Here is a 26664-nt window from a genome sequence, read left to right on the forward strand (position 1 = left end):
CCAGGTAGACGCGTCGCGACGTCAGCCCGACCGGCGGAACAGGACTCCGCGCTGCGGCGGCAGGATGCACGACGACGGCGCGGGGCGGCCGGCGTCGTCCACCATCCCGGCGGGGATGCGCACCTTGCGCCGGCGGCGTCCGTCGCGGTTGAAGTTCACGGCCGCGAAGCCGCCGTCGAACTCGCGCCACCAGGTATGGCCCCTCCCCTGCGGCCCGCTGCGCGGTGCCCCGAGCTGCCAGTCGAGTTCCGGGGCGTGCTGGGTGCGGCTGTAGTCGTCGTGGGCGGTGGCCGAGTAGGCTCCCCGACCTTCGCCGAAGATCCAGAACGCTGACAATCCGTACAGGAAATTCGGGTGCTGGTCGTTGCCGTCGGTGGGGACGCGGAGGATCGAAAGTCCCGGCCCGGCGGCCTGGGGCAGCTGGGCCTCGGCGGTTGCCGGGTCGAAGAGGTGCTCGGGGCCGTAGCCGAGCCACACCTCCTCAAAGCCGCCACCGTACGCTGAATGGGCCGCCCAGCGGCCGGTTTCCCGGCGCGACTCGGCGATGTTGGGCACCAGGATCTTTCCCACACTGTTCAGCGCCGTCCCGGCGGCGTTCACCAGGTCTCCGAGCGCGGTGCGGAGAACGCCCATGCTGGCGGCCCCGGGGATCGGCAGGTTCAGCCCGTAGTAGTCGTCGAAGACGTCGTTGTCCGCCAGCACGCCGTCGAAGGGTGAGCCGTGGAATTCGGCCAGCACGTTTTCCACCCAGCGGCGCTGGTAGCCCGGCTCCCAGACCTTCATCTGCCAGTGCCCCGGATACCGTTCCCACTCGATCCGCGCTCCGTCCGGACGCGTGGCAAACCAGCCGCCGCCGTCGTCGTCGTCATCCAATGCAACAGCGGCAGCCTCCGCCTCCGCGAAGGAAACGCCCGAACTGTACACCGGACCCGGTTCATAGCTGCGCACCGAGGACAGGCACTTGTAGGCCAGAACCGTCATGTCCGGACGGAGCCGCTTGAGTTCCCGGGCGGCGCCGGTTTCCCAGGGCTGCAGGATCGCCGCACGGTAGTGCTTGGCCGCGAACCTGACCTGCTCCGGGCTCACCGGATCCCCGTACCGGATCCAGGCACCGACTCCGCTCATCGGACCGGTTCGGCCGGAACTGATGCACCCGGAACTGAACCGGCCGGCGTGAGGAAGTCCAGCTCCGTGGTGTCCAGATTGCGCATGTGGGTGATGTTGCCGACGGCGCGGTAAATCCCGTTATAGGAGGACATGATTTCGTGCATCTGGAAGAACTCTTCCACTCGGGTCCGGGCGTTGTCCGCGTAGTCGATGTAGAGGTCCATGTTCCCGATGACGGCGCGGATGCTGTCCGCCATGTGCTCCACGTCGCCGGCGGCCACGAGCTCCCCGCAGGGCCCGACCATGCGGCCGTCGGTGGTGGCCAGTTCGTCGCTAATCAGCTGGCGCATACCGCCGACGTCGGTGCCCACGGTGGGGATGCCGGCCGCCATGGCTTCCAGGACCACGATCGGCTGGCCTTCGTTGTAGCTGGGCAGGACCAGCAGATCGAACTGGTCCAGCCGGTCCCGGACGTTGACCGTGCCGTGGACGGTGACGTGGTCGTGCAGGTTCAGGGCATCGATTTTCGCCATGCACGCCTCGTAGTATTCCGGGACGTGTTCGGTGGGGCCGAGCACGTCCAGGTGCAGGTTCGGGAAACCGTAGCGGCGCAGCAGGTCGATGCTGGAGAGCAGATCCAGCAGCCCCTTGATCGGCACCACGCGGGCAATATAGACGAGGTTCCAGGTGTGGTTGTCACCGTTGCGGATCAGGTGCTCCCGCGCGGCGAGCCGGGCCCGGTACTTCTCGTCGAACTCTTCGATCACCATGGCGTTGGGTACCACCACGGCCTTGTCGATGTCCGTTCCCAGGTGCGCCGCTTCGGTGATCGCCGTTGGGTACAGGTAGGTGATCAGCGCGGCGCTGGGGTAGCAGAAGTGGCCCATTTCGGTCCACCACGCCATCCAGGCCCGCTTTTCGGGGGTGACGTCGAAGGTGCGGTAGTCCTCCGAGGTGATGGAGAGCGCCATGTTGCGGTCCAGCAGGGTATTAACCGTGTCGCGGACGTACAGGTTGTGTTCGGTCAGGAGGAAGGATGTGCCGTGGTCGCGGGCGGCGGCGGCTCCGAGGAGTGATGCGTAGCCGGTGGTGTGGGCGTGGTAAACGTTGGCCCGGGGCATGGTTTCGCCGAGGATGGCGTAGGCCAGGGACAGGAAGTTGCGCAGGGTCCAGAACGAGTCCGCGAGGGAGAGGTTCAGCTGCGGCATCCGCACGGCGAGGGTTTCCATGAACTCCCGGGTGCCCAGCAGCGCCCACAGCGGGTAGGCGCGGGTGCGTTCGTTGAACCCTTCGTCGATGAGCTCCCAGAGCGGGCCAACTTCCCGCCGCTCGGACAGGGCATAGAGCGCGTCAAACAGCCGGTGTGCCAGGGCCGAGCGTTGGCGGGTGTCCATGCCCAGGTCCTTGGCGGACACTTTCATGAAGTCGTGCCGGTGTTCCTGCATGCTCAAGTAGACCGGCCGGACCCACAGGACGTTCTCCGGCACCCCGTAGAGGTCTTCATGCGGGGCGTCGGCGTCCCAGGTGATGTGGATGATGCCGTAGGTCAGGTCCGGGTTGTGCGTGACGATGTCATGCACAACGGCCGAGACCCCGCCCTTGAGGTACGGGTAGGTGGACTCCATGACAATGGCGACGTCAACGTCGTCGTACTGGGCCTGCGCTGCGGCCTGCGCGGGATGGACGACGGCTGTGAGCGCGGTGGGGGCGGCGGTCGGCGGGACGACGGCGGCGGGCTGGGCGGGTGCCTGAACGAGCGGGGCGCGGCGGAAGAGTTTCTGCTTGATTCCGTACATGGTTCTGCCTTTCAAGACGAGGGTAGGGCGGGGCTACCAGGAAGTGGCGTGCCGCCAGAACAGCGTGTATTCGGGCTGGCTCCAGTGGCGCTTGTACAGCACCCAGGCGATGGCGACGAGCAGCACGTCTGCGGCCACCAGTGCCACATAGGCGAGGGCTGCCGCCGTCGGATTGGCTGTGGCGGAGACCAGACCGAAGACTGCTGCGCACAGGGCCAGATGGATTCCGCCCAGCAGCTGCGGCAGCATCCGCACGCCGATGTAGTCCAGTTCGTAGCTGAGGAGGGTAAGGACCATAAACGCCCAGGACGCGGTGCCGACGCAGACCGCCAGGAGCACATCCGCGGGCTGGAGGCTTTCGAGGACCACGCACACGGCCAGGGTCAGGATCATGCCGACCGCGCCGGTGCTGAGGATCGCGCGGTCCACGGTCCGGGTCAGCCGCTTCGACTCGGCGGCGAGAACTGTCAGCGGTTCCTCGGCGATGGAACGGTGCAGGGAAGTCACGGCCTTATCCACCCGCGGGGCGAGGTGCACAAAGTAGTAGTTGTAGGCGATCACCGCCGGCAGCATGGACACGAAAACGATGACCACCGGGAAATCGCCGTCCGTTGCGAGGAACAGCAGGTATTTGTCGGCCCAGAGCACGGCTCCGAGCAGCAGTCCGCGGACGACGTCGAGCGCGAAGTTTCGTCCGGCCGGCCGGTTCCGCAGGCTGATGCTGGCCAGTCCGCGTCCCATGGCCGCGATCTGGGTGGCCGCTCCCAGCAGCGGCGGCAGCCACCACAACGTGGGAACGGCGAACAGCGCGGCGGCGTAGGCGACCCAGGCCAGGGCCCAGAGTCCGCGGCGGTTGCCCACGTTGGCCAGGACCAGGGACTGGACGAACAGCAGGTGCAGGGCGCACAGCCCGGCGTAGGTTGCCATGGCGGTGAAGGACCAGCGGGCGGCCAGCCACAGCGGGATACCGAAGAGCACCACGAGCGGCAGCGCGTAGCCGAACATGGCCGGCCAGTTGGCGCAGAAGCGGCGGGTAATGGCGGGCATGTTGCGCTCGGCCATCAGGTCACCGATGAGGCGGTAGGCGGGCAGGCAGGCGGCCTGCGCCAGCCAGGGAACCGTTATGGAGGAGGCCAGAACCAGGTAGGTGAGCTGCACTCCGCCCACATTCGCGGCTGCCATCTCCGGGCTGACCAGCGGGTAGACCAGGTTCAGCAGGATCACCGGTGAGAGGTAGAGCAACAGTCCGGCGCCGGGGCGGGAGTTATCTGCCCCGGTTTTCTGTCCCGGGGATTCCGGGTCCTCCGCGGTATCTGGGTTGCCCGGACGACCCGGACGACCCGGGCGGAACAGCTGGAACAGCGTGGCCATGACCAGCAGCGCACCGGCGCCCAGGAGCGCGGTGGACCAGCCCGCGGGGAACACGGTGTCCGCGAACAGAACAAGACTGGTCAGGACTAGCGCGGCGATGATGACCACGGTGCGGCGGCGGACAAAGGTGTCCTGGAACAGAGACTGTAGCGATGACATGGATCCCCCCGGAACCACCGCTGTGCTGCACGAATGCGCGTGCGGTGGGATTGCATTGAGACGTGGCTGGCAGGCTGCGGCCTCCTGCGGTCCAAGATGGACCGGGTGTAGGTTGGCGCAGCTTAAGCGCCCGCAGGAGCAGATTCGTCCGGTGTCCCAGTTGACGAGGGAAAATACGTGTCACCGCCGAACTCTCCGGCGAGCACAGTCCTCAGCCTAGAAATGCGGATGGAGGTATGGGTGAGTAGCGCCTACGCGTCTTTGTCCTGGGTGCTACTTGGTTATTTCTGGCGCTCTTTGGTGAGAATGTGGCCGCTGCTTGTTGTACCCGGTTGGTTTTGGCTTAGGGTGAACCGACGTCCTGCGTCCAGATCTCCGTCAAAGGTGTTAGGAACCGATTAGCGTGAGCGAACGGAAATTTCCGTCGCAGCGTGCGGAATGACTGCCAGCTCCGCCAACTCGCTGACCCTCTTCAACACCTCATGCGGATGCAAAGAAAGATCGAGCGGGAATTCCTCCACCGTGACACCGGTGTTCACGATGCGCCTGGACCGCGGCTGGCCCGCCCCTGCGTAGACCAGCCAGGCCCTCGGCGCTGCGAGCGCGGTGCAGTACGCAAGCATTTGGTAATGGTCCGCGTTGGCGTATTTTCCGCCAGCCGAGGCGACCTTGTACTTGGCATCGAAGATCACCGGTGCCAGGCCAGGAACCTGATAGACCGCGTCCATGTACATGCGGATACGGTGTGGTCCCGCCGCTTCGTCAGGGTGATCGAGGGACACAGGGTGCTGCCGGTAGATACGACCGCCCGGAATATGCAGCTTGGACGCTGCTTCTGCGAGCGCGACTTCCAAAAAGTCCTCGAAGACCTTCGCCATATTGACGGCAAAGGCCGCTACCCGCACCCGCCCGTCCGCCGTTTCAGCCACGGAGTGCGTGAGGATGATTTCTGCCAGCCTCAGGGCCGGGACATAGCGCTCGTTCAGGCGGCTCGTGCGCCATGCTGGCAGCGGGGCGCCGGGGCGGAGGTCCCGTACGCCGTCGAGCCGTCGATCCAGATGCGCCAAGCGACGGCGTACACCTGGCTCCACCCGGTTGAGGCCCAGGAGCAGCCGCAGTGCCGCCCGCAGGATCTGGTTCTCGGCGATGTTCACCGTGTGATCGTCATAGCTCACTTCCAAAGGCAACAGCATGCCGGGCCGCTGGGATATCTGATCCGTGATCCGGATACGTCCCCTAACGGTCCGCAGGGCCTCGTCAACCCTCACGTAACCGTGCAGGAGTCCGTTAGCCAGGGCCCTCTCGCACAATCGAGCCAGAGACTCGGCCAAAGCAGACCAGAGGTCGAGCGCTGAGGACGCCGCGACGTCGTCCGGCCGAAAGCCAGGATTCCGGGCATAACCCAACAGGAACAGGAGCTGGCTTACTCCCACCTTGTCTTTGGGCCGAACCTCCAACAGCACATCCTGGATTTCGACGGCGCCCACCATCCCCACGGGGGTTAGCCGCCAGGAACCGTGGCCCCCGGGTTCCACACGCACCAACCCGGAGGCAGCCAGCCCCGCGGCAATGTCGTCCGAGAGTTCTTCCGTGGTTTGGTCGAGTTCCCCAATACAGATGTGCCTCACGATGCGGACGCTGCTGTCCCGTCGACCTTCCGCTCAATCGCTGCCAGACCGAACCGCTCATGAATCTCCGGACGGCTCATGCGTCCGTAATAGTGCTCCTCCAACAGCGGAAGCAGCTCGTATTTCCAAAGCTGTTTCAGGCCGCCAGCGGAGCCAGAGTGCTCCTTCATGAAGTACGACGGACCGATCATCAGGTCGCGGTCTTCCATGGCTATCTCTGCATTCAGCGCATTCAGGAGCTGGGCCGGGCGGCTGTCCAGTCCGCGGGCTTCCAGGAAACGTTCCAGCAGGCCGCTGGTCATTCCTTCCTGGGGATGCAGCTCCACGAAGGCGAACCTCCGCCGGATGGCCGCATCCACCATGGCGATGGAGCGGTCCGCGGTGTTCATCGTGCCAATGATGAAGAGGTTCGGCGGCAGAACGAATCTCTCCGCAGAGTTGTACTGGAGGTCGATTTTTTGGTCCCGGTATTCGAGCAGGAAGTACAACTCGCCAAAGACTTTCGCCAGGTTTCCCCGGTTCATTTCGTCAATAATCAGGAAATAGGGTTTCCCCCGGTTTGCTGCCGCATCAGCTGCGATCCGGCGCAGCGGCCCCGGTGTCAATGCAAAGGAAACCTGGCCGTCTGTGCCCTTGACTGGGCGGTACCCCTCAAAGAAGTCCTCGTAGGCGTAGGACGGATGGAACTGCACGGTAGTTACATGGTTCGTGTGCTCCTCCCCCGCCAGGTAGCGGGCGATCTTTCCCGCCAGGAAAGTCTTGCCGGTTCCCGGAGGACCGTAGAAAACAATCTGGTTCCGCGTCTGGAGCAGCCCGACGACTTCCTGCAAATCCTCTTTCTCCATCAAGAGCGCTTCGGCCAGGTCCTCGCTTACCTCCCGCAGGACGGGCACACCGCTGGCGGTTAGCTCACGGGCGTCGTCGATGGCGGGGGCAACGGCCGGTGCGACGTCGTCATCCTCCAGCCAAGTGCGGATGGACGGCAGTACCTCTGTCAGGTCCACGACCATGCCCTGCTCCTCCAGCAGGCTAGGGAACGGCGCGGCGAGGTCTGCCGTGGAAACGGTGCTTCTCTGCCATGCCACCTCACGGACCAAACCGATCATCGGATCATCACGACGGTGCTCCACCGGACCGTTGACGATCCCGAGGCTCAACTGCTGGCCCTGCACAGTCAGCACCAGATCTTCGGGCTTCATAAGGGTCAAGAACGCGTGGTAGGCCCGGGCGCGCAGGCCTCGTTCCGGATAGTCCAGGTGCTCATACCCTTGGTCAACTGCCGATTGCAGATCCTCAAGGGTTGCGATATCCGTCGGCGTGTCCAGGTACCGCGCTTCCAGGGAGACAAACCCGTCGCTGGTCCATCGATCCGCCAACTCAACGCCGCCTTGGGATTGGCGGATCAGCCAGGCGCGTGTTGGGTCTGCCGCCGGCTTCCATTGGCTGAGGTACGGCTCCGCGTACCAGTCAGGGCGCTGGCCGGTCTTCCGCTCTTGGACCGTGCGGATCAGGTGCAGGTCCGTGGCCACCGCGATTTCGCTGTCTCCGGACGCGCCCTCAATCTCATGGGCAAAGGCGTTCCGGATTCTCTTGCGGTGGCCCCAGTTCACCACGGGCACGAAGAAGCCGGGCCAGGACATATACTCCAGGGAATAGCGGATCGACGGCAGATTACCCTCAACTGCCTCGGCAACGTCGTGGAATCCCTGCGGAGAGGCGACGGCCGCGGCAGCGTTGGCTTCGTCGCTGTGCAGGCTAATGACCAGATCACAGAGCCAGCACAGGTGCCGCCACAGCTGCACGTTGAACCCAGTGCCGCCATTAAAGGCTCCTTGTGCGCGCAGCCCTTTTTCGAGAATGTCGGGGACAGCCGGGATTGGGCTGGTCCAGGACAGAACTTTCTCGACCCGCGCCAGTTTCGTTTCGGGACGGAGATTTGTCAGTGGGAGACACTGCAGCGCAATCAACTCGGCCGTTAGGAGCACAACGCCGCGTGAGGCACCGGCAAGCTGCTTTTCCAGCTTGCCCATGAATGTCCCGGCACCGGCGTCGGGGTCTTCATAGACGCGGCGGTATAGGTCGCGTGCGTTCTCTTCGTTCCAGGAAACCACATCAGCGTCGAACGGCGACGGAGCGCCTGCCAGACCCGGGGTCAGGATGGCGGCAGCGGCCTCTTCAAGGTCCGGATGCGGCCCTGTACGGAAGTCCTCAGCCGCGTCCGGCTCTTCGAGGTTGCGCCATGCCAGGAACTCCCGCTTCTGGGCAGGAGCCCAATCTGTTGGAGGCGAGTAGTTGACGACCAGCCAGACGAGCCCCTGCGCATCCAGGCGATCCGGCAGGTTCAGACCATGCCTCGGAGCAGCGGCGATCAGGGCATCCAGGGCGGTGATGAAAGCCTCATACCTCTCGGACGCGGGTGAAGAATTGGTGGGAACGTCTTCGGCGTCGATCAGTTTCAAAAAACGTGAAGCTGGGGTTGCCCGGTACGGAGGGAACGAGGCAGGGTCAACGGCCGTCAGGAGAACTGTTCCGAGGGCGAGCAAGTTGCCCGGCGCAAGGTCTTTAGACAGCTCGCGGATGTTCTCGACGAAGGATGTCAGTGCAAATGGAGAGGGATCGGCCACCCAGAGCTTTTCGACGGCCGTCCGGAGTTCCTCCGGGTGGTCGCCGCTAAGGGCTTTCAAGTTGCCGAGGGACCGCCAATTCACGAGGTTGGTGCCGGAGAGATCATCCAAGAGGCGTTCCAGCCAGCCCGCTTCGCCTTTCAGAACCATCTGACGCGTGGCGGAAAGCCGTTCGGCCAGCTCGATTTTGTAGGGACGCTCTGCCGGAACCCAATCGATGGTGACCGCAAGTTCGGCCGCCCATTTCAGGAAATCGTCGATTTTTGAATACTCGGGCACCAGAAACTCCTTATCCGGGAAGGCGTTTCTAGACTGCTTCCTGCCCCCACCGCACATCTAGGTATACCGGAGCTTGGATCACTAATCGTAATCAGGGACACGCGGCTCAAAACCGCCGCAAATGCTCCGGCCCCAGCTCGGCAACACTCGTAACTCCGATCAGCTGCATCACCAGGGTCATCTCCGTCTGCAGGATTTCCAGTGCACGGTCCACACCCTGGCGTCCGCCGGCCATCAGCCCGTAGAGGTAGGCCCGGCCGATCAGCGTGAAGTCGGCGCCCGCGGCCAGCGCCGCTACGATGTCGCCGCCGGACATGATTCCGGAGTCCAGGATGAGTTCAGCTTCCGGGCCCACGGCCGCACGGATCTCCGGCAGCACCTTCAGCGGCACCGGAGCGCGGTCCAGCTGCCGGCCGCCGTGGTTGGAGACCACCAGGGTGTCCGCGCCGCGGGCCAGGACGTCGACGGCGTCGGCCGCTGACTGGATGCCCTTCACGATCAGCTTGCCGGGCCAGTTCTCCCGCAGCCAGGCCAGGTCGTCCAGGTTCAGCGAGGGATCGAACATCGTATTGACCTGCTCGGCCACCGATGTCCGCTCCCCCTCGAAGTTGGCGAAGCCCAGCGGTTTGGTGGTCAGGAAGTTGAACCACCACTCCGGTCGGTAGGAGGCATCAAGGATGGTCTTCGCAGTCAGGGTGGGCGGCAGGGTCATTCCGTTGCGGGTGTCGCGGTGCCGGGCCCCGGAGACCGGGGTGTCGACCGTGACGATCAGCGCCCCGAACCCGGCGTCGGCAGCCCGGCGGATCAGGTCCTGGGACCGGGGACGATCCTTCCAGAGGTACAGCTGGAACCATTTATCGGCGTCGGGCGCTTCCCGGGCGACCTCCTCGATGGAGACCGTGCCCATCGTGGAGAGCGAGAAGGGAATCCCGAACGACGCCGCCGCCTGCGCTCCGGCGACCTCACCTTCGGCGTGCATGAGCCGGGTCAGGCCGGTGGGCGCGACGCCCACCGGCAGCGCCGCGTCCACGCCGGCGATCTTCGCCCGCAGGTCCACCGCGGAAACATCTTGGAGCACACAGGGGTTGAATTCGACGTCGTCGAACGCCGCCCGGTTCCGCCGCAGCGAGTGCTCGAAAAAGCTGCCGCCGTCCACGTACTCGAAGGCCGCCGTCGGGATCCGCCGTTTAGCGATGTCCCGCAGGTCCCAGAGGGTGTTGGCCTTGGCCAGCCGGGCGCGGCGCCGGTCGGGGTCGAAGGCTTTGAACTGCACGAGTTCGCGTAGTTCGGCGTACTGGGGAATTCGGCGCTTCATGGCTGCTTTCGAAAAAGTGCGGTTAGTCAATGACGGTGTCGGCGGCGTCGAGCAGTTCCTGCGGAACGGTGACGCCCATACGCTGCGCTGCCGATTTGTTGACGACCAGCAGGGATTCGGTCTGCTTTTCCACCGGCATGGTGGCGGGGTCTTCGCCCTCGAGGATCTTGATCGCCATCAGCGCGGTCTGGTAGCCGAGCTGTTCGTAGTCCAGGCCGTAGGTGGCCACGCCGCCGGCTTCCACCGTGGCGCTGTCGCCGACGACGAGCGGCACCTGCTGGGTTTCGGCGGCTTCCACCACGGCGTCGATCGCGGAGACCACGTGCGAGTCGGTCGGGACGTAGAACGCGTCGACGTCGAGGGACTGGGCGGCCTGCTGCACCTCGGCGGTGCTGGCGACGGAGGCTTCCTTGAGCTCCATGCCAAGCTTTTCCGCGGCCTCGCGGGCCAGATCAATCTGCACCTGGGAGTTGACCTCGCCGGAGGAATAGACGACGCCGATGGTCTTGGCGTCGGGCGCGAGTTCCTTGATCAGGCCGATCTGGTCCTCCACCGGGCCGAGGTTGCTGGTGCCGGTGACGTTGACGCCGGGCGCGTCCCAGGACTCCACGATGCCGGCTTCCACCGGTTCGGTGACGGCGGAGAACACCACGGGAATGTTGCCGACAGCCTGGGCCACGGTCTGGGCGGCCGGGGTGGCGATCGCGAAGACAAGGTCAACGTCCGACGTCGCGAAGCCGGCGGCGATCTGGGTGGCGGTGGCCTGGTCGCCCTGAGCGTTCTGGTAGTCGTACTCGATGTCCTCGCCCTCGACGTAGCCGTTTTCGGTCATGCCCTTGATAAAACCTTCGCGGGTGGCGTTGAGGGCGTCGATGTCCATGAGCTGGGAGATGCCGACCTTGACCGGGCCCTCTCCCCCGGCGGCGCCGTCGTTGGTTCCGGAGTCCGCGCCGCAGCCGGCGAGGAACAGGGCGGAGGTGAGCAGCGTGGCGGTACCGAGGGTTCTGAGTGGACGCTTCATTGCGTTGCCTTTCGGGTCGGTGTGCTGTTTTGGAGCGGCGGGGTTAGAGCGGTCCGGCGTTGTAGAAGGTGCGGATCATGGCGGCGTTGGATTCGAGCAGGTGGTTGTGCATGAGTTCCTGCGCGGCTTCTGCGTTGCCGGTGGCGACGGCGTCGAAGATGGCCTCGTGGGCGGCCTGTTCTTCTGCGGAGGCGAAGTGGTCGTGGGCGGTCGGCATCAGGTGGTAGAACCGCATGACTTCGTCGGTCAGGGCGCGGTCCACGGCTGCGGCCCGGGTGTTGCGGGAAGCCTGGGAGCAGGTGACGTGGAAGTCGCGGGCGGCGGCGAGCCGGTCTTCCAGGGTGTTGCCGTCGCGGAACTGGTTTTCCACGAGGCTGCGCAGGTCGGTGACGAGGTCTGCGGTGACGTTGCGCGCGGCTGCGGCGGCCAGCGGTGGTTCGAGGATGAGGCGCAGGTCCATGACTTCGCGGACGTCGTGGAAGCTGAGGCTGCGCACCATGTAACCCTTCCGCGGAAGCACGTTGACCAGGCCTTCGACGGTGAGCATTTGCAGGGCTTCGCGGACCGGGGTTTTGGAGACGCCGTATTCGCGGGCGAGGTCCGGTTCAGTGAAGATTTGTCCCGGCCGCAGTTCGGCCCGGATGATCTGCCGCCGGATCATCCCGCGGATGCGTTCCGGCTGGGACTGGGGGGTGGGGTTGTTTGTGTCCATCGAGGCGCCGGCGACGGGGCGGCCCGTGGGCGGACCGGTGGGCAGCGGGAGGACGTTGTCCGCGGGTGTCATGATGTGACCTGCATTACAGAGATGCTACAGATATATCTCAGGGATACAAGGTTGCGGTGCGGAGTAAAGCAGGAAGGTGTCAGACGTAGCTCCGCCTGCAGTCTTCGAGCTAGGGAGGGCCCCAGGGGTCTAGAGCCTAATGGCTCCCTAGCGACTTCCACGAAGGCTGGATGACGCCTGACGCCCTCGGTGTAGTTTGCCGCACCATCATCGTCATGGTGGAGCACCCTATGAAGACCCAGGTCCCGGGCAGCTGCCTCAGGTGCTCTATGAAAACCAAGAGCTACCCCCGATTAGACATAAAAGCGACGCCGAGGAGGCCTACTGCTAGTGATGAGACTGCATGAGGTACCCCACACCTGAGCCACACAACCTGTTTCAGAGCCCTAGAACACGCCCCATTTGCCAGCAGACCCGACGTCTCGCTGCTATACAGTTGAGGCATGCAACGCAAGGTCCCCGGCTCCCCAGCCCCTTACACTATGATCGATCTATTCGCAGGCGCCGGCGGACTCTCCGAGGGCCTTCGCGAATCCGGATTCACGAGCCTTTACGCCAACGAAGTTGTGCAGCGGTACTCCGAGACGTTCAAGGCCAACCACCCTGAAGTCTTTGTTGACAACAGGGACGTCCGTCGGGTCGACGCCGCCGAGGTGCGGGAACAGTTAGGGCTAACCCGTGGTGAATTGTCCTTGGTAGCGGGCGGCCCTCCGTGCCAGGGTTTCAGTGTCAACGCCCCTGTACGGAGCAATGACGACTACCGCAATCACCTGTTTCGCGAGTTTCTTCGCTTTGTCGACGAATTCATGCCTGCCGCCGTACTAATCGAGAACGTACCTGGATTAGTTTCCTTCGAACGTGGCGCGACGTTGTCTGCCATAATTCAGGCGCTCGAAGAACTCGGATATACCGCGGACGTTCGCATCCTCTATGCACCACTTTATGGAGTACCTCAGACCCGGTGGCGAACCATCATCCTGGGCTTCCGCAACGGCAATCCAAGCCGCGCGTTCCCCCAGCCTACGCATATCGCGCCCATGCGCGTCAACTTCACAAGCACCTTCCGGGGGCAAAATATTGTTGCCATGCCGGATGGCTCTGATTTGATTCCCTACACGAGCGTGCGGGATGCCATCGGCGACCTGCCGCCCCTCATCAACGGTGAATTGGGCGAGCCATTGAAGGGGTACGCCGCTCCGCCGCAGAATCCATACCAAGAGAGACTTCGCTCTCAGTCCATGGGTGTAAGAAATCACGAGGCCGCCCGACTAGGCCAGATAAACTTGGAACGACTGCGTCATATTCCGCCTGGGGGAAATTGGACTAATATTCCTATAGAGCTTCTACCTGCCGGGATGAAGCGAGCACACCGGTCAGACCACACAAAGCGCTACGGGCGATCCCTTCCAGAGGGACTATCCTCAACCATCTTGACCAAATGCGATCCGCATTGGGGTGCCTATTTCCACTACTCACAAGACCGCATATTTACCGTCCGTGAGGCCGCAAGAATACAGTCCTTTCCGGACCACTATATCTTTCAAGGTTCAAGGATAGAGCAATATGAACAGGTAGGAAATGCCGTTCCACCAATGCTCGCAGCGGCAGTGGGCGCAGGGATTCGCGAGGTCATTGCAAGCGAGGAGCTATCAGTAGCAGTATAGTCAAAGCATGTCTCATATATCTGAGTTTTTCGGCTATCCAGTAACTGATATTAGTTCCGCGGCTGTGGGTGCAGCCGCTAGTCGATATTGCCCCTTTCTAGAGAGGACATGTGTCAAGACGCTAAGCGACGGACTCATTTCAGGCGCTTGTGCCATAAAGCCCGCAAGAAGTCCAGCCGTTATCTGTTGCCCCAACAGGTTATACGCGGACAACTATCGTTTTCTTGTCGATATCGCTGAGAAGGCCTTCCCAATCGGCTTGGAGCTTGTGCCCGGCCCTCGGGCATTATCGGATGCGCGGGAGCGAAACCGGCCCGTTGTAGGAGTTTTTGGCAAGCGATGGGGAGGCGAGCTCCGACTCCCTCAACGTTCAGGTGTGGGCAATTACTACGTCGACTGGATATTGGCTCTCGTTGACCCGTTAAAAGGGCTGAGTGAATTTGTTGCGGTTGAAGTCCAGACGATAGACACAACTGGGAATTATCGCGACAGTCGAACTGCATTATTGGAAGACCGGACGATAACAAATAGTTCAGCTGGTCTCAACTGGGAAAACGTGAGCAAAAGAATTTTGCCCCAACTTATATACAAGGGTCAGGTCCTGCAGCGAGAGGAAGGTTGCAAGAAGGGCCTGTTCTTTGTCTCCCCCACCCCTGTATATGAGCGCGTCATGCGACGACTGGGCGGCGAAGACGGACTGACTAATTATCATCTCCAACCGGCTTCGATTACATTCATGTCGTACGACTATACTGACTCGTCAAACGCATCCTCAGGCCAGCCCGCACCTCTCATCCTAGACCTAGTACATAGTACAACCGTCTATAAGCTTCAAGAACGCTTCAACAACGTCGAACTGCCGTCCCCGAATGTGTATCGAGATGCCATAACCCGTGCTTTTTCATAATTGCTTCAGTTCCTAAACCACCACCCATCGCCGATCCGCGACATCCACCCAGTTTTCCTCCAGATACACCTTCGGCCACCCTAGCGACCCCGGACTGGACAGCCGCACCGGGAGTTCCGGTTCGACGCTAACCTGAAGCCATTTACTGGTCTTCGCTGCAAGTCATGGCGAAGGCAATGGAGGATTGGGGGATCTTCACAGTTGGTGGTGAAACGGATTCCGTGTATTGAAGGGACCGTAGCCAGCCTGCTGTGATGGATGTTCTCTGACAACAGTGAAGTTCCAGGCCAACAACACGGTGATCAAGCACATCAAGAGGGCAGGGCAGGGACTCACCAACGCAGGTAACAACATCACGCGTACCTGTTGTGCATTGCCGCTAGAACAGCCGCATGAACATTCATCATGGCAGATCATTCCCACGAACCGTGAGGAGCCGTCTATCCTTGCCGATCCTCAGCGCTTGTTCAATAGCACAGCGATGATCTGGCGTTCGCTGTGGGCTGGAGTCTCTCGTAGGTTGCCTATGTGCGGCTGGAGCGGTCGCTCCTGGCGTGAGCAGTGTCTGCAGCACTGGTCAGCCCAGCGGGCTGCGGTGCTGACTGACTTGGAATCGTTCCGCGCTCGGAGCAGATGCCAGCCGTCCTCGACGACGCAGCGAGCCAGCCTCAGCCGGCCATGTGGAGTCCTATAGCATTATGGGACATGAATGACCTCTGGGGTGGTGTGCTCCAGACAAGCTCGGCCTCATCCGGAGGGCTCTCTCACATCGCTAAGCCAACGCACCAATAAGGCAGGCCGCGTGTACCTAATGTCCTCGCCAATACAGCCAGGTGACGGGTTTCAGGCAAAGCGCGAAGCGTTCGGCGCCGTACAACTTCATACATCGCTGCCGCTGCAGGAAAACCGAGATCTTTATTTTTTGGAAACGCTCGGATACAAGTAACCAGATTGAATCCGCTGTTAATATTAAATTTTTACAATAGAATTTGCGAGGCGTTTCTCTTCTCCAACGGGTGTGGTATAGAACCGCTGCTCGATTCCATACAGCAGAAGCTTCAGATCGTCATCGGTAGCAACATGAAAAGTGTTGCTCGTTTTGTTAAAAGGTATCTGTGTGTCCGTGTACTCAGCCATATATGAAAAGACATTGATTCGCTCACCGTCCGACATCTTTTCAAGAGTCTGCGCAGCGAGTGCAATTCTTTTACGGTTCGGCTTGGACACCTTGGTTACCGCAATCTCAGCATTCAAGAAGTCATGCTTCAAGAATTTTTCTACTTGCTCGTCCGTTGCCTCAGTAAACAACTCATCGATCCCACGAAAGATGGATGAAATCGTCGCCAGATCACGAAAAATCAAGGCATCATCATCTGGGAAGTAAACGGCATCGGGGAATGGGGTCAAGACAATCTTGTCTGCAGGACGTTCAAGGCGTGCTACATCTCCGCATACAATAACCTTCCTTCGAAGAATGGCGCTCGGCCGAACTCGCTGAAAGTGAAAAATCCCCTCCTGTAGTGCAATGAGGTAATTAATTTTCTGGAAATCCGCCTTGCTAAGCTCAGAGAAATCAGCGGATGTGGGCCAGTCTGCAAGCTCTATGAGGAAATACTGCTTCTGGCTGAAATGGGAAACTTTAAACCACTCATCATTATCGAGAATGGTGTTTGGGTCGTATTCACGACATGAAGCAGGTCGAGGCACATCCTCGTCGAAAATACGCTCCCCAGAGATGATTTTGCGGTATGGAGTTCTCTGCATCCGCTTCAACCGTGCATATAGGTGATCCATCGTTATTTGCTCTCCATAAATGTGTATCCATTAATGCGACGTACTGGCCTAACTTCCACCGAGGCAGGAGTTCGAAAATCTTGGCGACTAATCACGAATATGGACGTTCCCTCACTGGTTACCATATTGTAAAATCTGTAACCAAAGAGCAGAAAAAGCGGATTGAAATACAGGGCCTGAGACATAAATGTGAAAGCGAAGAGCACGGCGTACACAAAGAGCAACGTTCTGATATCGGGAATGCTTAAAGCGACGAAAAAGTAACCCAGATAGCTGGGGAGAAATACATTGCTCGCGTGTTCAATAGACGCGATACTTCCCGCCTCGATGGCATCTCGTCCCAACGTCCGGCTCAGCAGGATGCCCAGACTCGTGAATAGGATCGGAACCATGATAAGGGCAACACTGAGCCCGTAGCGAATGCCGTCACCGAACTGCAGAAATAGAAAGGGTTCTTTAACCTGATAGATGACAACTAACAGTGAAGTCGCATTGAATGTTAATAATAGGCGTAATAAAAAAGTCCCCATAAGCAGCCTTTGTGATTTTATCTCGTGAACGATATCAAGTTCAATTGCCTGCGGCACCCTTTCGACAGTTACAACCGTCCACCAATGATAGATTTTCATCAAATGACACTGGAGGCGCTACGCCTTGAAATCCAGTAGATCCAGCATAGCTACAAAAGCAACGTTTGTCCCATTTTAGTGTACTGAAACTCGCCCGTGGACCGGTCGAGTGTGGACCGGTCGAGTACTGTGGCGGCCTGTTGGGATCGTGCGACGTGCGCTTCCCAGCATCCACTTGTCGCATGAGATCCGTCCGAAGGAATGGCCGGCGAGAGACCCTAAACGTTAGAATTACGTATAGATATGATTTCATCTCAGCGTTGTGCACGCCCGCACCTTCCATCGAGCCGGTCTGTACATGTCGCAAGGATTCGATAAAACGACAGGACCGGAACGAAGACCCGCAATTGTGGTGGACAACCGTTCCTGCCGGCCCGCTCGATTTGGCTGACGGGCCGAGGTGCAGCAGATCCACCGTCCCATACCGCGTCCCGATGACTTGTCCGGAACCCGACGCGGCTACGGCCTCGGTCTCGGTCTCGGTCTCGATATTCTGGCGCATCCAACCGCCGGGCGAATTGTCTCCCATTCCGGCGGATATCCCGGCTTCGGCTCTCATATGGTTTGCACCCGCTGACGGGCACCGTGGCACTAGAGGCTGGAGAACGCCACATACTCCCGTGTGGAACAGCCGTCATCCGCGTCCTGGATACCGTTCTCGGACTTGCCTCTCCGCAGGCACCTGCGGTTCGTCCACGGGCGGGAGCCTCTTATAAGCACCTCGAGGCAGGAACCTAGCAGGAGCTCAAGGCTGTCTACGATGCGCTCTCAGCCCGGCTGGCCAGCCCTCCGCCTCAGCCCGAGCAGAAGCTGCGCGACCCCTTTGCCGCAAATATGGACCTGGATCAGCCGTGGCAGAAGCGCTGCTCGGACTGGCTGCGGCTGCGCGGTGCTACCGGGCAACTTCGTCCCCATGCAGCCCGCGCTGAAGCTCGCTGGACCCTGCCCGGAGACCGCGGGGTCTTGTGCTGCCGGGTGCAGCTGACCCCGTCGAGCAGCCGCAGTTGCAGCGGCTGCGAATCACCATGAATCCCAAGAACGCCGAACCGGTGGCCGTCAGCCCCGCGCAACTAGGCCGAAACCCGCCGCTCCTCAGCATCCGCCCGGTTCAGCTCCACGTACTCGCGCTTCGGCAGCCCCACAGACGCCGGAACGCCAGGAAGCTCCTCGCCGCGCAGCGTGGCCTGGGCGGTCTCCCGCATGCAGAGAATGCTGACCAGACCGATGACACCGGCAATCGCCATGTACCAGCCGGGCACCAGCTGGTTGCCGGTAGTCTCGATCAGCTGGTTGGCGATGGTCTGCGAAGGGCCGGCGAAGAACGCGGTGGAGAAGTTATAGGCGATCGCGAAGCCGGTATAGCGGACCGCGGTCGGGAACATCGCCGGAAGCGTCGAGGACACCGAAGACACCAGGATCACCAGCAGGAAGCCCAGCACACCCAGGCCGATGAACTGCAGCACCAGGTTCTCCATGCCCAGCAGCGCAATCGCCGGGACGGACAGCACCGTGTACCCGACAGCGGCCGCGAGCAGCAGCGGCTTGCGGCCAATCCGGTCGGACAGTGCACCGACTGGAGGAATAGCCACCAGCATCAACGCCATCACTACCACCAGCATCCAGTTGCCCTGCGCGGTGCTGTGCCCCAACTGCCCGCTCAGGTAGGTCGGCATGTAGCCGAGGATCAGGTAGAACGCCACGTTCAGCAGCACCACAAACCCGGCCACAATCAGCAGCTGCCGCCAGTTGTTCCGCAGCACGGTCCGCAGCGGCGACTTGGTGGTTTCCTCATGCTCCGACGCTTCCGTGTAGACAGCAGCCTCCGTCAGCCGGGTCCGGATCCAGAGGGCGGTCAGGCCCAGCGGAATGGTCAGCAGGAACGGCAGCCGCCACCAGCCAGCCTCCATGCCGGCATCCCCCACAATCGCGATCAGCGTGGTGCAGACAATCGCGGCCATGATGAAGCCCACCGTGGTGCCGAACTCCAGGAAGGAGCCGAAGAACCCGCGGCGCTTATCCGGCGCGGACTCCGCCATGTACACCGCAGCTCCGCCGTACTCACCGCCGGCGGAGAAGCCCTGCACCAGGCGGCAGATCAGCAGCAGGACCGGAGCGAGCAGGCCCACGGTCTCCAGCGTCGGCAGCAGCCCGATCGCCCCGGTGGCCAGCGTCATCATGGTCACGGTGAGCACCATAACCTTCTGCCGGCCCACCCTGTCCCCCAGCGGACCGAGGATCAGCCCGCCCAGCGGCCGGACCAGGAAGGAAAGCGCCAGGGTGGCGAGTGTCAGCGTGACCCCCAGGCCGCCGTCGCCCTCCGTGGAACCGAAGAAGTTCACCGCCATATAGATGGTGAGGTAGCCGTAAACGCCGTAGTCGAACCACTCGACGGCGTTGCCCAGCGCCGCGCCCAGGATGGACCGGTGGAGCGAGCGTTTGCCTTCGGAGGTGCTGGGCTCGGAGCCCGGCACTGCCTGCGGTTCCGGGTGCCTGCCTTGCGTGGGCTGTGAACTGGTGGTCATGGGTTTGTCCTTTAGTGAGTGGTTTGGCTAGCAAGGGTGGTGCCAAGTTCGGGAATCCGGCCGGTGTGCCAGTCCCCATCACGCTCAAAATCAGTCCCGCAGCAGCCCGGGCCTTCGCCCCGGGGCTACCAGTCACCAGGCCTACCGGGGCACGGCCAGGTATTTCGTTTCCAGGAATTCCTCGATCCCCACCCGCCCTCCTTCACGGCCCAGCCCGGAGGCCTTGATCCCGCCGAACGGTGCCGCCGGATTGGAGACGATCCCGGTGTTGAGTCCCACCATGCCGACCTCCAGCGCATCCCCCATCCGGAACCCGCGGTCCACGTCCTGCGTGAACAGGTAGCCGACCAGCCCCCACGGGGTGTCATTGGCCAGCCGGGTGACTTCTTCCTCGGTGTCGAACGGGACCACGGGGGCCACCGGGCCGAAGATCTCCTCGCTCATCAGGTCCGAATCCGGGCTGACCCCGGAGAGGACCGTCGGTGTGTAGAAATAGCCGGGCCCCTCCGGCCGCGACCCGCCGCAGACCACCTCCGCGCCCTTGGCGACGGCGTCGTCCACCAGCTCCTGCACCTTGGTGAGTGCCTTCTCCTCCACCAGGGGCCCGACGTCGGTGCCCGGCTCCGCACCGTTGCCCACCGACAGTGTGCTCAGGCGGGCGGCGAGCCGGCGGGCGAACTCGTCCGCCACCGACCGCTGCACAAACATCCGGTTGGCCGCGGTGCAGGCCTCGCCCATGTTGCGCATCTTCGCGGCGACGGCACCGTCCACGGCGCGGTCCAGGTCCGCGTCCTCGAACACGATGAACGGCGCGTTCCCGCCCAGTTCCATCGAGGAGCGCATCACATGCTCAGCGGCCTGGCCCAGCAGGCGCACACCCACTTCGGTGGATCCGGTGAAGCTGACCTTCCGGGCGATGCCGCTGGACATCCACGGCGACACCACCTTCGAGGCCTTCGACGTCGGCACCACGTTCAGCACCCCGGCGGGCAGCCCGGCCTCCACCAGGATGTCCACCAGCACCAGCGAGGACAGCGGGGTCAGGTTCGCGGGCTTGAACACCATGGTGCATCCGGCGGCGATGGCCGGGCCGATCTTGCGGGTGCCCATGGCCAGCGGAAAGTTCCACGGCGTGACCAGCACGCACGGACCCACGGGTTCCTTCGAGACGATGATCCGGGTCTTGCCGTCGCCGGTGGTGGTGGCGTCGCCGCCGATGCGCACGGCTTCCTCGGAGAACCAGCGGAAGAACTCGGCCGCGTACGCCACTTCCCCCTTGGCTTCGGCGAGCGGCTTGCCCATTTCGGTGGTCATGATCAGCGCCAGCTCGTCCTGCCGGGCCATGATCAGGTCATAGGCGCGGCGCAGGATCTCGCTGCGCTCCCGGGGAGCGGTCGCAGCCCACTCCTTCTGCACCCGGCCGGCGGTTTCGATCGCCCGCTGGGCGTCCTCCGGGCCGCCGTCGGCCACCGTAGCGACGACCTCTTCGGTGGCGGGATTCACGACGTCGAACCGCGCACCGGACGCGGCGTCGGCCCACTGCCCGTCGATGAACAGGCCGGTACTGACCTTGGCGATGGCGTCGAGGGCCTGCTGCGAGGTGCGGGTGCTGGTTTGGGTTGTCATGCGGTTTCTCTTTCTCTGTCTGTGGAAGTTCTGTCTGTGACGGGCCCCGGATCGAGGAGCTGGGCCAGATGGGTGCCCGGCCGGGCGGCGTCGAGCTGCTTGACCTGCATGACGCAGGAGAAGCCGTCGGTCAGGATTACGGTGTCCGCGCTGGTGTCCCACATCGCCGGGGCGAGGGCTTGCTCGGCTACCTGCATGCTCACGTCGAAGTGCTCCTTTTCGAAGCCGAAGTTCCCGGCCACGCCGCAGCAGCCGGTCGCGTCGACCACGCTGGGAACCCCGACGGCGGCCAACGCGGATTTCTGCGTTCCGGCACCGAAGACGGAGTATTCGTGGCAGTGCGTCTGCAGCACCACCTGCTCCGGCAGCGGCACCGCGGGAGACGGCGTCCAGCCGCCCGCGGACAGTTCGCCCACGTGCGCCGCGAAACTTTGAACCCGGGCGGCGACCCGGCGGGCCTGCTCGGTGGGAATCAGCTCCGGCAGGTCCTTTCGCAGCGCGGCGGCACAGCTGGGCTCGACGACGACGATGGGCCTCTCGGTCCCGTCGTCCAGCACCTGCGCGGCGTTGGCCAGGAGCTTCTTGGCGGTGTCCAGCTGGCCGGTGGAGATCCAGGTCAGGCCGCAGCAGGCGTCCGCGGAGCATTCCGTCCGCTCCCCCGCACCGGTCAGCACGCGGGCGGCGGCACCGGCGACTGCGGGGCGGAAACCGCGGGTGAAGGTGTCGACGAAGAGCAGGACGCCGTCCGTCGGGTTCGGGGACGTAAGGCCATCAGTCCGCCGGGGCATCTCCACCCCGGCAGCTGCCAGTTCTGTCCGCCATTCCCCCGCGCCGGCGAAGCGGGGCAGGGAGCGTTCGGTGGTGAGGCCGCCGAGCTTCGCGGCGAGTTTGTCGAGCGGGGTGGCCAGCACTGCGTTGACCAGTGGTGCCACCCGGCCGGTGAGCTTGAGCCAGCGCGGCAGCCAGCCGAGCGAGAAGTGCGAGAGTGGCCGTAGCCGGCCGCGGTAGTAGTGGTCGAAGAACTCCGACTTGTACGTCGCCATGTCCACGCCGGTGGGGCAGTCGCTGGAGCAGGCCTTGCAGGAGAGGCAGAGGTCAAGGGCCTCGCGGACCTCCTCGGATTTCCAGCCCTCCTGCACGGTGCGGGCGCCGCGGACCATGTCCTGCAGCACCCGGGCCCGGCCCCGCGTGGAGTCCTTCTCATCCCGGGTGGCCCGGTAGCTGGGGCACATCACGCCGCCGGCATCGGTGCGGCAGCGGCCGACCCCGATGCAGCTCTGCACCGCATGAACAAACGGATCCACCGCGGCCCCGGGAGCAGGGTCGTCAGTCTCCACCGACGACCCTCCCCCGGCGTGCAGCGGCCGCAGGTCGAAGCTGGTGCGCCATTCCCGCGCGGGCACCCCGTCCAGCGCCAGGTGCTCATCGATCGGATCCGGATCGGTCAGCGATCCCGGGTTCAGGATCCCGGCCGGGTCCCACAGCCGCCGGTACGCGGTGAACGCCGTGAGCAGACGTGGGGAGTACATCAGCGGCAGCAGCGCGGACCGGGCCCGGCCGTCGCCGTGTTCGCCGGAGAGCGAGCCGCCGTGCTGCACCACCAGCCGGGCGGCGTCGGCGGAGAAGGTCCGGAACACGTCCCTCCCGGCCGCGGTGCGCAAGTCATAGGTGATCCGGATGTGCATACACCCGGCGCCGAAGTGCCCGTACATCACACCCTGCAGCCCGTACTGGTCCAGCAGGTTACGGAAGTCGGCCAGGTAGTCGGCCAGCTTTTCCGGTGCGACGGCGGAATCCTCCCACCCGGGCCAGGACTCACCGCCGGTGGACAGCCGGGAGGACAGCCCGGCGCCGTCTTCCCGGACACGCCAGAGCGAGCCCCGCTCCACGTCGTCGGGCACCGGGCGGCCTTCGATCAGCCGGCCGTTCTCGGCGAGCCTAGCCAGCAGCCGGTCCGCCGCGGCCTGCACGGAGGCCGGATCGTCGCCGTCGAGGTCCACGTACAGCCAGGCCTTGCCCGCGGGCAGGCCGGTCACCGAGCCGGCGCCGCGGCGGAAACGCATGGTGTCCACAATGGCTTCGTCGATCCCCTCCACTGCCGCCGGGGAAAACTCCAGGATGGTTTCGATATCGCGGGCTGCCTCCACCACGTCCGCGTAGCCGAGGCAGACCAGCAGCGCGCTGGCCGGTTTGGGCACCAGCTTCATCCGCGCGCCGACAATCACGGCACAGGTCCCCTCGGAGCCCACCAGTGCGCGGGCCACGTTGAAGCCGTGTTCCGGCAGCAGGTTGGCCAGATGGTAGCCGGAAACCTGGCGCTGGATCCGGCCGAGTTCTACCCGGAAGTCCGCCAGGTTGGCGTGCGCCAGCTCCTGCAGACCCGCGGCCAGTGCAGCGGCCCGCCGCTCAGAAAAACTGTCCGCCGGGTCGGTGGCGTGCAGTCCCGTGGCCGTGGCGGTGAGCCGGGCGCCGTCGGCCGTGACGACGTCGATCTCCGTCACATGGTCCGAGGTGCGGCCGTAGCGCACGGAGTGGTTGCCGCAGGCGTCGTTGCCCAGGGCGCCGCCCACGGTGGCGCGGTTCTTCGACGACGGATCCGGGGCGAAGGTGAAACGGTTGCCGGTAGCCTGCTCCACCTCCCGGGACAGGACAGCGAGGACGACGCCGGGGTCCACGGCCACGGTGCCGGTGGCCTCGTCGATCCCGTGGATGCGGTTCAGATGCCGGGAGAAGTCCAGGACAACGCCGGGGCCAATCGCGTTGCCGGCCATGGAGGTGCCGCCGCCCCGGCTCACCAGCGGTGTTCCGGTGTCCCGGCAGACCGCGAGGACGGCGACGACGTCGTCCACCGACCGCGGGAACACCACGGCCAGCGGCGGCACCCGGTAGTTCGACGCGTCATAGGAGTACTCGGCCAGCCGCCGCGGCGAAGCATCGGCAGGAATCCCCGCCGCGGCCAGCGCCGCCAGCAGCCCACCGCTGCCCGGTCCGCCAGCCGGAGCTGCGGACGGGGCTGCGATGCCGGTTTTTGTCATCGGCGCTCCGTGGTTGCTGCAGTGGTTGCAGTCGTGGCAGCGGCCGGAACAGCGCCAGTCACGGCGGCCAGGGCGGCTTCGAAGCGCTCCAGCCCCAGGCCGATTTCCTCGGCAGTGACCACCAGGGCCGGGATCAGCCGGACCACGTTGCCGGCCGGGCCGCAGGTCAGGGTCAGCAGGCCCTGGTCCGTGGTGGCCTGCTGCACCGCGGCGGCGGTCGCAGCGTCCGGTTTGCCGTCCGTGGCGGTGAACTCGATGCCCTGCATCAGGCCGCGCCCGCGGACGTCGCCGATCACCGGGAACCGGGCCTGGATCTCCCGCAGCCCGGCCTGCAGCTGTTCGCCGCGGACCCGCGAGTTCTCCACCAGCCCTTCCTCCCGCACCACTTCCAGGGTGGCGACGCCGGCGGCAGCGGACACGGCATTGCCGCCGTAGGTGCCGCCCTGCGAACCCGGCCAGGCCTTGGACATGGTCTCGGTGGACGCGGCGATGGCGGAAATCGGGAAGCCCGAGGCAATACCCTTGGCGGTGATGAGGATGTCCGGGGTGGCACTGGAGTACTGGTGGCCCCAGAATTTTCCGGTGCGGCCCACGCCGGCCTGGACCTCGTCGAAGATCAGCTGGATGCCGAACTTGTCCGCGCGCTCGCGCAGTCCCTCCAGAAACGCGCGCGGGGTGGGCAGGTAGCCGCCGTCGCCCAGCGCGGGTTCAATCAGGAACGCAGCGGTGTCCTTGGGATCGGTGCGGGTCTGGAGCAGGTAGTCGAGCTCCTGCAATGCGAAGGCGACGGCGGTGTCTTCGTCCCAGCCGTAGCGGTACGCGTAGGGGAAGGCGGACATGTGGACGCCGGCCATCAGCGGCGCGAAGCCGGCGGAAAACTTGGTGCCCGCCGTCGTCAGTGAGGCGGCAGCGACGGTGCGGCCGTGGAACCCGCCCTGGAACACCACAATGTTGGGCCGGCCGGTGGCCATGCGGGCCAGCCGGACCGCGGCTTCCACGGCTTCGGAGCCGGAGTTGGCGTAGAAGACGGAGTCCAGTCCGGCCGGGAGGACCTCGCCCAGCTTCTCGGTCAGCTCGAGCAGTGGTTTGTGCATCACGGTGGTGTACTGCGCGTGGATGATCTTGCCGACCTGCTCCCGGGCGGCGGCCACCACCTTCGGGTGGCAGTGCCCGGTGCTGGTGACGCCGATTCCCGTGGTGAAGTCCAGGTAGGACCTGCCGTCGGTCCCGTGGATCCAGCTGCCGAGGGCATGGTCCACGATCACCGGGGTTGCTTGCTTGAGGGCGGGGCTGAGGGAAGTCATGCCGTTATGATGCAGGTCACATCTGTCTATTGTCAACAATCCTGCAATAGGGATACGGTTGTGGCGTGAGTAACACTGTGAGCAAACCCCGTGTGGTTCTTCTTTCCGCCCAGGGCGTGGCCCTTCCCTTCAATCTGGACGCCCTTGAGGCCGTGGCGGACGTGACCGTGACCGACGCCGGGGGCCTTCCCCGGGCAGTTGCCGGCGCCGACGTCCTGTTCCTTTGGGACTTCTTCTCCTCCGCGCTTCAAGATGCGTGGCCGCACGCCGACGCGCTGAAGTGGGTGCATGTGGCCGCCGCCGGGGTGGACGCCATGCTGTTCGAGGAGCTGCGGTCCTCCGGCGTGGTGCTCACCAACGCGCACGGCACGTTCGACCAGCCGATCGCCGAGTTTGTGCTGGCCTCAATCCTGGCGCACAACAAGCAGCTGCACCTGAGCAAGCGGCTGCAGCAGGACTCGGTCTGGAAGCACCGCGAGCTGACCCGCACCGCAGGATCGCGGGCGCTGGTGGTCGGCACCGGCGGAATCGGCCGTGCCACGGCCCGGCTCCTGCGGGCCGTGGGCCTGGAGGTGCGCGGTGTGGGACGGACCCCGCGGGAGCAGGATCCGGACTTCGGCACGGTCGCGGCCAGCTCGGATCTCGCCGAGCACGCGGGCTGGGCAGACCACGTGGTCCTGGCCGCCCCGCTCACCGAACAGACCCGCGATCTGGTGGACGACGTCGTCCTGGCCGCCATGCAGCCCAGCGCGCACCTTATTAACGTCGGCCGCGGTGCCCTAGTGGACGAAGACGCACTGCTCCAGGCGCTGCGCCGGGGGCAGATCGCCGCCGCGTCGCTGGACGTGTTCCGCGAAGAGCCGCTGCCGGTGTCCCATCCCTTCTGGGGCCTGGAGAACGTCCACCTGTCCGCTCACATGTGCGGCGACGTCGTCGGCTGGCGCGACGCGCTCGCCCGGCAGTTCCAGGACAACCTGGAACGCTGGACGACCGGCGCGGATCTGGCCAATGTGGTGGACAAGCAGCGCGGCTACGTGAGCAGCAGATAAGCGCATACTCAGTTCTCTCAGTCTCTAAGGTCCTACTCAGCTCCAGCCTC

General features: G+C 63.8%; 16 protein-coding genes. 2 read left to right on the forward strand and 14 right to left on the reverse strand.

Annotation, left to right across the window (positions count from 1 at the left end; all coding sequences use genetic code 11):
* Positions 1-21: 21 nt before the first annotated feature.
* From H9638_RS05960 to H9638_RS05995, 8 genes are all read right to left on the reverse strand, one after another.
* On the reverse strand, positions 22-1125 hold the full coding sequence (locus tag H9638_RS05960; protein ID WP_191746262.1) for a putative glycoside hydrolase: 1104 nt from the start codon (positions 1123-1125) through the stop codon (positions 22-24).
* Complete coding sequence (gene pelF / locus H9638_RS05965; RefSeq protein WP_191746263.1) at positions 1122-2903, reverse strand: GT4 family glycosyltransferase PelF; 1782 nt, start codon at positions 2901-2903, stop codon at positions 1122-1124. The genes H9638_RS05960 and pelF overlap by 4 nt, the downstream gene beginning before the upstream one ends.
* 33 nt (positions 2904-2936) lie before the next feature.
* On the reverse strand, positions 2937-4433 hold the full coding sequence (locus H9638_RS05970) for a hypothetical protein (protein WP_191746264.1): 1497 nt from the start codon (positions 4431-4433) through the stop codon (positions 2937-2939).
* 398 nt (positions 4434-4831) lie between these two features.
* Complete coding sequence (locus tag H9638_RS05975; protein ID WP_318241794.1) at positions 4832-6061, reverse strand: McrC family protein; 1230 nt, start codon at positions 6059-6061, stop codon at positions 4832-4834.
* Entirely contained in the window at positions 6058-8964 is a 2907-nt protein-coding gene (locus tag H9638_RS17070; RefSeq protein WP_191746265.1) for an McrB family protein, read from the reverse strand. Before H9638_RS17070 ends, H9638_RS05975 begins: the two co-directional genes overlap by 4 nt.
* 106 nt (positions 8965-9070) lie before the next feature.
* A complete protein-coding gene (locus tag H9638_RS05985; RefSeq protein ID WP_191746266.1) occupies positions 9071-10279 on the reverse strand; it encodes an alpha-hydroxy acid oxidase in 1209 nt (402 codons plus the stop codon).
* 22 nt (positions 10280-10301) lie between these two features.
* Positions 10302-11300 (reverse strand): ABC transporter substrate-binding protein, encoded by a 999-nt coding sequence (locus H9638_RS05990; protein ID WP_191746267.1) that lies wholly within the window; start codon positions 11298-11300, stop codon positions 10302-10304.
* A 43-nt stretch (positions 11301-11343) separates the two neighbouring features.
* Complete coding sequence (locus tag H9638_RS05995) at positions 11344-12084, reverse strand: GntR family transcriptional regulator (protein WP_191746268.1); 741 nt, start codon at positions 12082-12084, stop codon at positions 11344-11346.
* Positions 12085-12527: 443 nt separating this feature from the next.
* Between H9638_RS05995 and H9638_RS06000 the strand changes: the two genes are divergently transcribed.
* A complete protein-coding gene (locus H9638_RS06000; protein WP_191746269.1) occupies positions 12528-13748 on the forward strand; it encodes a DNA cytosine methyltransferase in 1221 nt (406 codons plus the stop codon).
* A gap of 1876 nt (positions 13749-15624) precedes the next feature.
* Here H9638_RS06000 and H9638_RS06010 read toward each other — a convergent pair.
* From H9638_RS06010 to H9638_RS06035, 6 genes are all read right to left on the reverse strand, one after another.
* Positions 15625-16449 (reverse strand): ATP F0F1 synthase synthase, encoded by an 825-nt coding sequence (locus H9638_RS06010; RefSeq protein WP_191746271.1) that lies wholly within the window; start codon positions 16447-16449, stop codon positions 15625-15627.
* A 2-nt stretch (positions 16450-16451) separates the two neighbouring features.
* Positions 16452-17078 carry a hypothetical protein gene (locus H9638_RS06015; RefSeq protein ID WP_225217017.1) on the reverse strand — a complete coding sequence of 209 codons (627 nt, stop codon included), beginning with the start codon at positions 17076-17078 and terminating at the stop codon, positions 16452-16454.
* A 1070-nt stretch (positions 17079-18148) separates the two neighbouring features.
* Positions 18149-19600, reverse strand: coding sequence for an MFS transporter (locus H9638_RS06020; protein WP_191746272.1), 1452 nt, complete (start codon positions 19598-19600; stop codon positions 18149-18151).
* A gap of 141 nt (positions 19601-19741) precedes the next feature.
* Entirely contained in the window at positions 19742-21226 is a 1485-nt protein-coding gene (locus H9638_RS06025; RefSeq protein ID WP_191746273.1) for an NAD-dependent succinate-semialdehyde dehydrogenase, read from the reverse strand.
* Positions 21223-24261: an FAD-binding and (Fe-S)-binding domain-containing protein gene (locus tag H9638_RS06030; protein WP_191746274.1), complete on the reverse strand. Its 3039-nt coding sequence runs from the start codon at positions 24259-24261 to the stop codon at positions 21223-21225. The genes H9638_RS06025 and H9638_RS06030 overlap by 4 nt, the downstream gene beginning before the upstream one ends.
* Positions 24258-25565 carry an aspartate aminotransferase family protein gene (locus H9638_RS06035; protein WP_191746275.1) on the reverse strand — a complete coding sequence of 436 codons (1308 nt, stop codon included), beginning with the start codon at positions 25563-25565 and terminating at the stop codon, positions 24258-24260. The genes H9638_RS06030 and H9638_RS06035 overlap by 4 nt, the downstream gene beginning before the upstream one ends.
* 65 nt (positions 25566-25630) lie before the next feature.
* On the opposite strand from H9638_RS06035, the gene H9638_RS06040 reads away from it, so the two are divergent.
* Positions 25631-26614 (forward strand): D-2-hydroxyacid dehydrogenase, encoded by a 984-nt coding sequence (locus tag H9638_RS06040; protein ID WP_318241795.1) that lies wholly within the window; start codon positions 25631-25633, stop codon positions 26612-26614.
* The last annotated feature ends 50 nt before the right edge of the window (positions 26615-26664 follow it).

The organism is Arthrobacter pullicola (assembly GCF_014836875.1).
Lineage (GTDB): Bacteria > Actinomycetota > Actinomycetes > Actinomycetales > Micrococcaceae > Arthrobacter_B > Arthrobacter_B pullicola.

Bases quoted from the DNA above. Each gene is read 5' to 3' on its own strand.
- H9638_RS06030 (WP_191746274.1), bottom strand. From the start codon at position 24,261: ATGACAAAAACCGGCATCGCAGCCCCGTCCGCAGCTCCGGCTGGCGGA.
- H9638_RS06025 (WP_191746273.1), bottom strand. From the start codon at position 21,226: ATGACAACCCAAACCAGCACCCGCACCTCGCAGCAGGCCCTCGACGCC.
- H9638_RS05985 (WP_191746266.1), bottom strand. From the start codon at position 10,279: ATGAAGCGCCGAATTCCCCAGTACGCCGAACTACGCGAACTCGTGCAG.
- pelF (WP_191746263.1), bottom strand. From the start codon at position 2,903: ATGTACGGAATCAAGCAGAAACTCTTCCGCCGCGCCCCGCTCGTTCAG.
- H9638_RS05995 (WP_191746268.1), bottom strand. From the start codon at position 12,084: ATGACACCCGCGGACAACGTCCTCCCGCTGCCCACCGGTCCGCCCACG.
- H9638_RS06020 (WP_191746272.1), bottom strand. From the start codon at position 19,600: ATGACCACCAGTTCACAGCCCACGCAAGGCAGGCACCCGGAACCGCAG.
- H9638_RS06010 (WP_191746271.1), bottom strand. From the start codon at position 16,449: ATGGATCACCTATATGCACGGTTGAAGCGGATGCAGAGAACTCCATAC.
- H9638_RS06015 (WP_225217017.1), bottom strand. From the start codon at position 17,078: ATGAAAATCTATCATTGGTGGACGGTTGTAACTGTCGAAAGGGTGCCG.
- H9638_RS05970 (WP_191746264.1), bottom strand. From the start codon at position 4,433: ATGTCATCGCTACAGTCTCTGTTCCAGGACACCTTTGTCCGCCGCCGC.
- H9638_RS05960 (WP_191746262.1), bottom strand. From the start codon at position 1,125: ATGAGCGGAGTCGGTGCCTGGATCCGGTACGGGGATCCGGTGAGCCCG.
- H9638_RS06000 (WP_191746269.1), top strand. From the start codon at position 12,528: ATGCAACGCAAGGTCCCCGGCTCCCCAGCCCCTTACACTATGATCGAT.
- H9638_RS06035 (WP_191746275.1), bottom strand. From the start codon at position 25,565: ATGACTTCCCTCAGCCCCGCCCTCAAGCAAGCAACCCCGGTGATCGTG.
- H9638_RS05990 (WP_191746267.1), bottom strand. From the start codon at position 11,300: ATGAAGCGTCCACTCAGAACCCTCGGTACCGCCACGCTGCTCACCTCC.